Source organism: Okeania hirsuta (assembly GCF_003838195.1).
GTDB lineage: Bacteria > Cyanobacteriota > Cyanobacteriia > Cyanobacteriales > Microcoleaceae > Okeania > Okeania hirsuta.
Window position 1 is genome coordinate 1 of the sequence record NZ_RCBY01000326.1, and the last position, 6,484, is coordinate 6,484.

7 protein-coding genes are annotated in these 6,484 nt (G+C 34.1%); 6 read left to right on the forward strand and 1 reads right to left on the reverse strand.

All coding sequences use genetic code 11. The features are described 5' to 3' along the window. Positions 1-305 precede the first annotated feature (305 nt). The 6 genes from D5R40_RS29315 to D5R40_RS29340 all read left to right on the forward strand — a co-directional run bounded on the left by D5R40_RS29315 (position 306) and on the right by D5R40_RS29340 (position 5,971). Positions 306-860, forward strand: a complete 555-nt coding sequence (locus D5R40_RS29315) for a TRAP transporter small permease subunit (protein ID WP_124147529.1) — start codon at positions 306-308, stop codon at positions 858-860. Beyond that, positions 844-2,187: a TRAP transporter large permease gene (locus D5R40_RS29320; RefSeq protein WP_205127553.1), complete on the forward strand. Its 1,344-nt coding sequence runs from the start codon at positions 844-846 to the stop codon at positions 2,185-2,187. Before D5R40_RS29315 ends, D5R40_RS29320 begins: the two co-directional genes overlap by 17 nt. A 206-nt stretch (positions 2,188-2,393) precedes the next feature. After that, entirely contained in the window at positions 2,394-2,585 is a 192-nt protein-coding gene (locus D5R40_RS29325; protein ID WP_124147528.1) for a hypothetical protein, read from the forward strand. 187 nt (positions 2,586-2,772) lie between these two features. Continuing rightward, the gene (locus tag D5R40_RS29330; protein ID WP_205127552.1) at positions 2,773-2,925 is read left to right on the forward strand and encodes a hypothetical protein; all 153 of its coding nucleotides are present in this window, start codon (positions 2,773-2,775) and stop codon (positions 2,923-2,925) included. 872 nt (positions 2,926-3,797) lie between these two features. Further along, positions 3,798-4,958 (forward strand): cupin domain-containing protein, encoded by a 1,161-nt coding sequence (locus tag D5R40_RS29335; RefSeq protein ID WP_124147527.1) that lies wholly within the window; start codon positions 3,798-3,800, stop codon positions 4,956-4,958. A 2-nt stretch (positions 4,959-4,960) separates the two neighbouring features. Then, positions 4,961-5,971, forward strand: a complete 1,011-nt coding sequence (locus D5R40_RS29340; protein WP_124155612.1) for a ferredoxin family protein — start codon at positions 4,961-4,963, stop codon at positions 5,969-5,971. Here D5R40_RS29340 and D5R40_RS29345 read toward each other — a convergent pair. Beyond that, positions 5,925-6,395, reverse strand: a complete 471-nt coding sequence (locus tag D5R40_RS29345) for a GNAT family N-acetyltransferase (protein ID WP_124147525.1) — start codon at positions 6,393-6,395, stop codon at positions 5,925-5,927. The genes D5R40_RS29340 and D5R40_RS29345 overlap by 47 nt on opposite strands. Positions 6,396-6,484 lie beyond the last annotated feature (89 nt).

Consider the following 6,484-nt stretch of genomic DNA (forward strand, 5'->3'; position numbering starts at 1 on the left):
AGCAACTCAACTTTGGTATGTCAACCCCTTTTCTCAATTTTTTTTATTTTTAGTTAAAAAAAATGGCTGTATTTCATATATGACGATACTTTTGGGGTTTGAAGATTCATGAGAAAATATTAATCGCATTGAAAATCATCTAATTTCAAATGAAGATGTCCCTCAATTTTAGATCGAGAGATCGAGACATAAATTTTTTTGATAAGGCCGTATGCTGTACAGGGTATTCTGAAAATATATAAAGTTTCGGGGCAAAATCAAATGTCCAAAACATACTTAAGTTTAATGCTATGGGAGGAGTTGTATTGAAAAGACTCCTACGTCTATCACGGATGATTGATGGTTTGAATGAATTAATTGGACGTCTAACTTATTGGTTAGTCTTACTGATGGTCTTAGTTGGTGTTTGGAATGTCATTGGACGCTATTTAGGTAGGAGCATTGGTCAAAATTTAACTTCCAACGCTTTCATTGAAGTTCAGTGGTATATTTTTGATCTGGTTTTTCTTCTTGGTGGAGCTTATTGTGTCAAACATAATCAACACGTTCGTGTAGATATTTTTTATGCTCGATGGAGTCCCAAAAGAAAAGCTCTAGTTAACTTGATTGGTACGATATTATTTTTAATTCCCTTCAGTCTCATTGTTATTTTTGTTTCTTGGGGAGCTGTTTTAAATTCATGGGCTATTCTTGAAACTTCTCCCGATCCTGGTGGGTTACCTCGTTACCCAATTAAGACAATGATTATAGTTAGCTTTGTATTGTTGTTTCTCCAAGGAATTTCTGAAACAATTAAAAATTTTGCAGTCTTTACAGGTCAATTACCAGGCGGTAAGGAGTCTTATGAATCTGAGTCTTGAATATGAATGGCTAGGTCCATTAATGTTTGCAGGAGCACTGGTGCTACTTTCCCTTGGTTACCCTGTAGCTTTTTCTCTGGGTGGTGTCGCCATAATTTTTGGATTAATAGGTATTGCTTTAGATGTTTTTGACCCCATATTTCTGACTGCAATGCCCCAAAGAATTTTTGGAATTATGGCCAATTATACTTTGCTGGCTATACCCTACTTTATATTTATGGGGGCAATGTTGGAAAAATCCGGTATTGCAGAACAACTCCTGGAAACAATGGGGATATTATTTGGCAGAGTCAGGGGTGGTTTAGCTCTAGCAGTTGTTCTTGTGGGCGCTCTTTTAGCTGCTACGACTGGTGTGGTTGCTGCTACAGTAGTGGCAATGGGGTTAATTTCTTTACCTATTATGTTGCGCTATGGATATAATAAAGAGTTGGCGACGGGTGTTATTGTTGCATCGGGAACTTTGGGACAGATTATACCTCCTAGTGTAGTTTTGGTAGTATTGGCAGACCAACTAGGAATTTCTGTTGGGGATCTTTTTATTGGCTCTATTTTGCCTGGCCTACTAATGGCAGGAACATTTGCTCTTCATGTTCTAATTGTTGCTTTTATTAGACCAGACCTTGCTCCTGCTTTACCCTCAGAGGTGCGCAGTCTAGGAGGTAAAGCTCTGGGTACTAGGGTGCTAACAGTAATGATTCCACCATTATTATTAATTTTACTGGTTTTGGGTAGTATATTTTTCGGTATTGCTACGCCGACTGAAGCTGGAGCAGTAGGGTGTGTGGGGGCGATCGCTCTGGCTCTGGCCAATGGTCGATTTAGTTGGACTTCTTTGAGAAATGTATGTGATGTGACTCTCAAGACAACTACGATGGTGATGTTTATACTTCTTGGGTCAACTGCTTTTAGTTTAGTTTTCCGAGGGGTTGAGGGCGATCGCTTTATGTTTGATTTACTTTCTAATCTTCCTGGGGGAACGACAGGTTTTTTATTTGTCAGTATGACAATTGTTTTTTTGCTTGGTTTTTTTATCGACTTTTTTGAGATTGCTTTTATTGTTGTACCTTTATTTGTACCTGTTGCTCAACAACTTGGAATTGATTTGGTTTGGTACGGTGTAATATTGGGGGCTAATCTTCAAGCATCTTTTTTAACGCCTCCCTTTGGATTTGCACTATTTTACCTACGGGGTGTCGCACCTCCAGAGGTTACTACTGGTGAGATTTATCGAGGTGCTATTCAATTTATCTTACTTCAGTTATTAGTATTAGTTATAATTATTTGTTTCCCAGGTATTGTTGATTTTCTGCCATCTTTAAGCAGATAAAGGTTTCACCTCAAAAGCTCGAGCTGAGGTAGATAGAACTTTTCAGCTCTTTTAACCAACTTTCAAGCGCCGGAGGTTGCTTCAAAATAATTAAAAATATTTCTCAACTATTGCATAAATTAAGCAATTTAATATATACTAATTTTCAACTCCAGTTCATAGGGAGTTATTGAGAACAAATATAGCTAAATTTGGAGAGATAAAGTATGTCACAGAGTTTTAATGTTCAGCAAGCTCGGCCTAGTAAAATTCAAATAGAAGTCACAGATATACCTGTGTTACAGGGAAAAAACTTGGCATCAGGATTAAATTTTGATGCAGATGGTGGCGACCGTAATTTTGATGCAGATGGTGGCGATCGTAACTTTGACGCAGATGGCGGTGACCGTCATCACTAATAGTTAAGTATTCAAGTCTTTTAATTTTTGTTTTGAATATTTAGGGGGGGTAAATAGAGAAAGCGAAAACTTCTCTAAAGTTCATCAAACTTACTCATAACTAGAGCTATAAAACTAAAATGAGTAAGTTTGCTCAGTTGTCTATCCATTGAGCCATTAATTTCGTGGAAAAAGAGTAACAAGAGGGTTGTATAAAACCAGGGAAAATAAATTATTAAATGCTGAGATAAATGAGGCATTTAATATAATTAAAAAAGTAATTCCTGATGTCTTTGACCAAGGAATAAAGGGTTTGCCGTTTAACCCTGTGGTGGTCTATCCACTACGAACAACTAACTAAGCTTTCAGGTTTTTGAGCAAGTTTTAGTAAGTTTAGTTGAGCGGTTAAGACTTAACTATTTTCCCTATCTTAACTAGCCATGTAAGTCTTGAACTGGTGACAACTAAACAGAGCTAACGGTAAAAGCTTTACCCATCCTTAATAATAAAGATTGAGAATATTTTTTTCAAAATTAAATTTATTATATTTTTTGATCTCTTTATACAGTCCAAGAAACATTTATAGTCATTTCAGTTTAGATTCAGACAAGGGTTTCTTGCCACAGAAGGGTTTCAGCCGAAAAAGTGTTTTATTCTTATTTGAAATGACGATACTCTAGTAAACTCAATACCACATATCAAGCAATTTTTTTGTAGTAATAGTATTCATAGTTTCTAAATTTCTTGAAGTACCAAGGGCAACAATTCATTAATTGATAATGGATAATTGATAATTACCTCTGGTTAAAACCGTTACGGAATTGAATATAAGGAAATATTATTTCTTTTTTTCCCCTTAAAAGGGGAGGCTTTAAACCAGAATTATTTAATTATTAATTATTAATAATTAATAATTCGGTAAAAAAGGTTATTGGTTAGGTCTGAGAATAACAAAGTATTCCAGCTTTATCGATCTATCAAATAATACAAAACCAATTTTAGGTAGCTTTTAATGTCAAAAATTTAAGAATTCTATAAAAAACCATGTTTATGATTATGTCAAAAAATTAATAGGAAAGTTTATCAATTATGTTGTACCTCAAGTATTTAATACAGCTCTATCAAAGAATACAGAATCAATTTTAGGTAGCTCTATAATATAAGAAAGTTAAGAATTATGGAAAAACCCATCTTATGATTATTTTCAAAAATTAATAGAAAAAAATATCGATTATGTTGTGCCTAAAATATTTAATACAGCCATTACCCCAGGAAGAGTTTCTGGAAAACAACTGGACTAAAAAAGCGATCGCCATCTCCAGTAAAGGACAGAAAGATTTTACAGACCTATTTTCATGGGACAAACTCAACCATCTATTGAACTTTCATCAAATAAAATATCCCGATGTGCGCGTGGCATTTGATGGAAAAGTTCTGGAGGCCAAAGAAAATAAAAATCTTACCCAATGGTGTCAGAAAGGTGGGACCTTAATCATAGACCAAATTCATCAAAGGATTCCAGAGGTTTCAATGTTGGCCTCAAAACTTAGTTATGAGTTAGGATATCCTACTCAGGTCAATGCTTACTGCTCCTGGTCTAGTAAACAAGGTTTTTCTCGTCACTACGATACTCACGATGTATTTATTCTGCAAGTAGAAGGAAGCAAACAATGGTATGTCTACACCGACACTTTAAAATACCCATTGCCAAATCAGAAATCATCCTCTCTTGAACCACCAGAAGAAGAAGCTTATTTAAGTTGTATTTTGCATCCAGGAGATGTACTTTATATACCTCGCGGACATTGGCATTACGCAGTTACAAAAGAAGAACCATCTATTCATCTAACTTTAGGTATTCACAGTAAAACAGGTATCGATCTATTGGAATGGTTAATCTGTAAATTACAACACAGAGAAGAGTGGAGACAAAGTCTACCTTTAAGAATAGATAATAATTCTTTTAATCTAAGTGTAGAAACCTTAATTCAAGACTTAGAACAGTATATAAATAATCATAATATTAGCGAAGAATATTATAGCTATTTAGATAGTTTGGGAAAACCTATCTATCAATATGCTTTGCCATATCAAGCCGGATTTAATATATTTGATAATGGTATTGAAACTAAGTTTAAAATACCTCAATTTCAACGTTTAAAAATTTCTCAAATATCCGAGCGAGAAGATGAATATAAAATCATAGTTTCTGGTAAAGAAGTATCTATTAAAGGAGTGCCAGAAAAGTTTATTGAAAATTTATTTAGTCGAGAAACATTTACTGGAAAAGACGTCATAAATTTACTCCCAGATTATGACTGGGAAATAGATATTATGCCAATGTTATCGAAGTTAGTTAATGAAAGAGTTATTTTTGTAGAACCTGGAGTTTAAACATGAATACATTTTTTTGCGCTGATGCTTGCCGACAAGCAAATGAAGATATTATTGGAAGTGGTACAAACTATTCAATATATGTGTTGATAGAGTGCCCTTATCCTTGGGATTATAATGCTTCCGAGTCTCGTTATCTACCAGAAAACTTAGATATTTTGATGAGAGAAGTCAGTAAATCTAAGCTTTCAGTCAGATTTTTACTAATCACTCAAAATCAAAATCAAAGACAAAATAATAGAAAAATTTTAATCTATGAAAAAGAGCAAAGTTCATTTATAAATGGTTATAAAAAATATGAATTTGATGTAGATCATCCTGAAAAAATGGCTCCTGTTATTCAAAAATATTTAGCCGGGGATAATTTAGATATTAATATTCAAGAAAATCAAATTAGGGATATGTTAGTTTGTACTCACGGTAGCCATGATAAGTGCTGTGCTAAATATGGTAATCCGTTTTATATGCAAGCTAAAAAAACTATTTCCGAATTGGGTTTAAAAAATACTAGGATTTGGAAAGCAAGTCACTTTGGTGGCCATAGATTCGCACCTACTATGATTGATTTTCCTGATGGTAGATATTATGGATTACTCAATGGGGAATCTTTTAAGTCTATTTTGCTACGAACGGGCAATATTAAATTATTAGGTGGTGTGTATCGAGGTTGGGGCATTTTACCAACTTGTATTCAGGCGTTGGAAAGGGAACTTATGTTCCATCATGGTTGGGAATGGTTTGATTATAAGATTAATTTTTTAGATATTGATATAAACTCTGATAGAACGTTAATTCAAACTCAATTAGCTGTAGTTAAACCTGATGGATCTAGATACACTTGTGAAGGTAGGTTAGTCAAAGATAAAAGTAAAACTATTCAACTTAAAGGTTCCTGCGATGCGACTAATAGTTATGAATTTATTAAGTATTATGTTAGCCATATTAATTTCACAATTGAACGGAAAATTACTGAGAAAGTGCTTGTAAATTATCCTCAGAAAAAAGCAAGTTAAAGTACATAAATTGATGGGGTATGCCTAAAAATTGAAATGGCTCGCCAGTTTCGATAAAACCTATTCTTTTATAGAACTTAGAAGCACTGAGACGAGTCATTACTCTCAAAGATTTTAGTTGTTTTTGCTTGGCAATTTCAATGATTTCTTTGGTTAAAGCTGTTCCTATTCCCTGAGATTGAAATTCAGGCAAAACACAAAGATATGCAATACTTCCTAATTCCTGAGATATTTCCCGCAGTCTAGCTGACCCAATAATTTGTTGTTCGTAAACAGCAATAATATGTAAAGCACTATCTTCATATTCATCTTTTTCTGTTCCTATTTCCATATTTATTGGTGCTCTTAACACTAACCAACGTTGATAATACATTGCATCTTTTTCTTGTTGGTTTTGAATTAAGCGAATCTGAAATTCTCTCATTTTTCTAGCATCTTCAATGGGTGCATATCAATTTTGAATAAAGCCAAAAATTTATCGCTTTTAGGCAACAGGCAACAGGCAACAGGCAA

What these genes read in the sequence shown, in the direction of transcription:
- D5R40_RS29320 (WP_205127553.1), top strand. Translation starts at nt 844, where the DNA reads ATGAATCTGAGTCTTGAATATGAATGGCTAGGTCCATTAATGTTTGCA.
- D5R40_RS29325 (WP_124147528.1), top strand. Translation starts at nt 2,394, where the DNA reads ATGTCACAGAGTTTTAATGTTCAGCAAGCTCGGCCTAGTAAAATTCAA.
- D5R40_RS29335 (WP_124147527.1), top strand. Translation starts at nt 3,798, where the DNA reads ATGTTGTGCCTAAAATATTTAATACAGCCATTACCCCAGGAAGAGTTT.
- D5R40_RS29340 (WP_124155612.1), top strand. Translation starts at nt 4,961, where the DNA reads ATGAATACATTTTTTTGCGCTGATGCTTGCCGACAAGCAAATGAAGAT.
- D5R40_RS29345 (WP_124147525.1), bottom strand. Translation starts at nt 6,395, where the DNA reads ATGAGAGAATTTCAGATTCGCTTAATTCAAAACCAACAAGAAAAAGAT.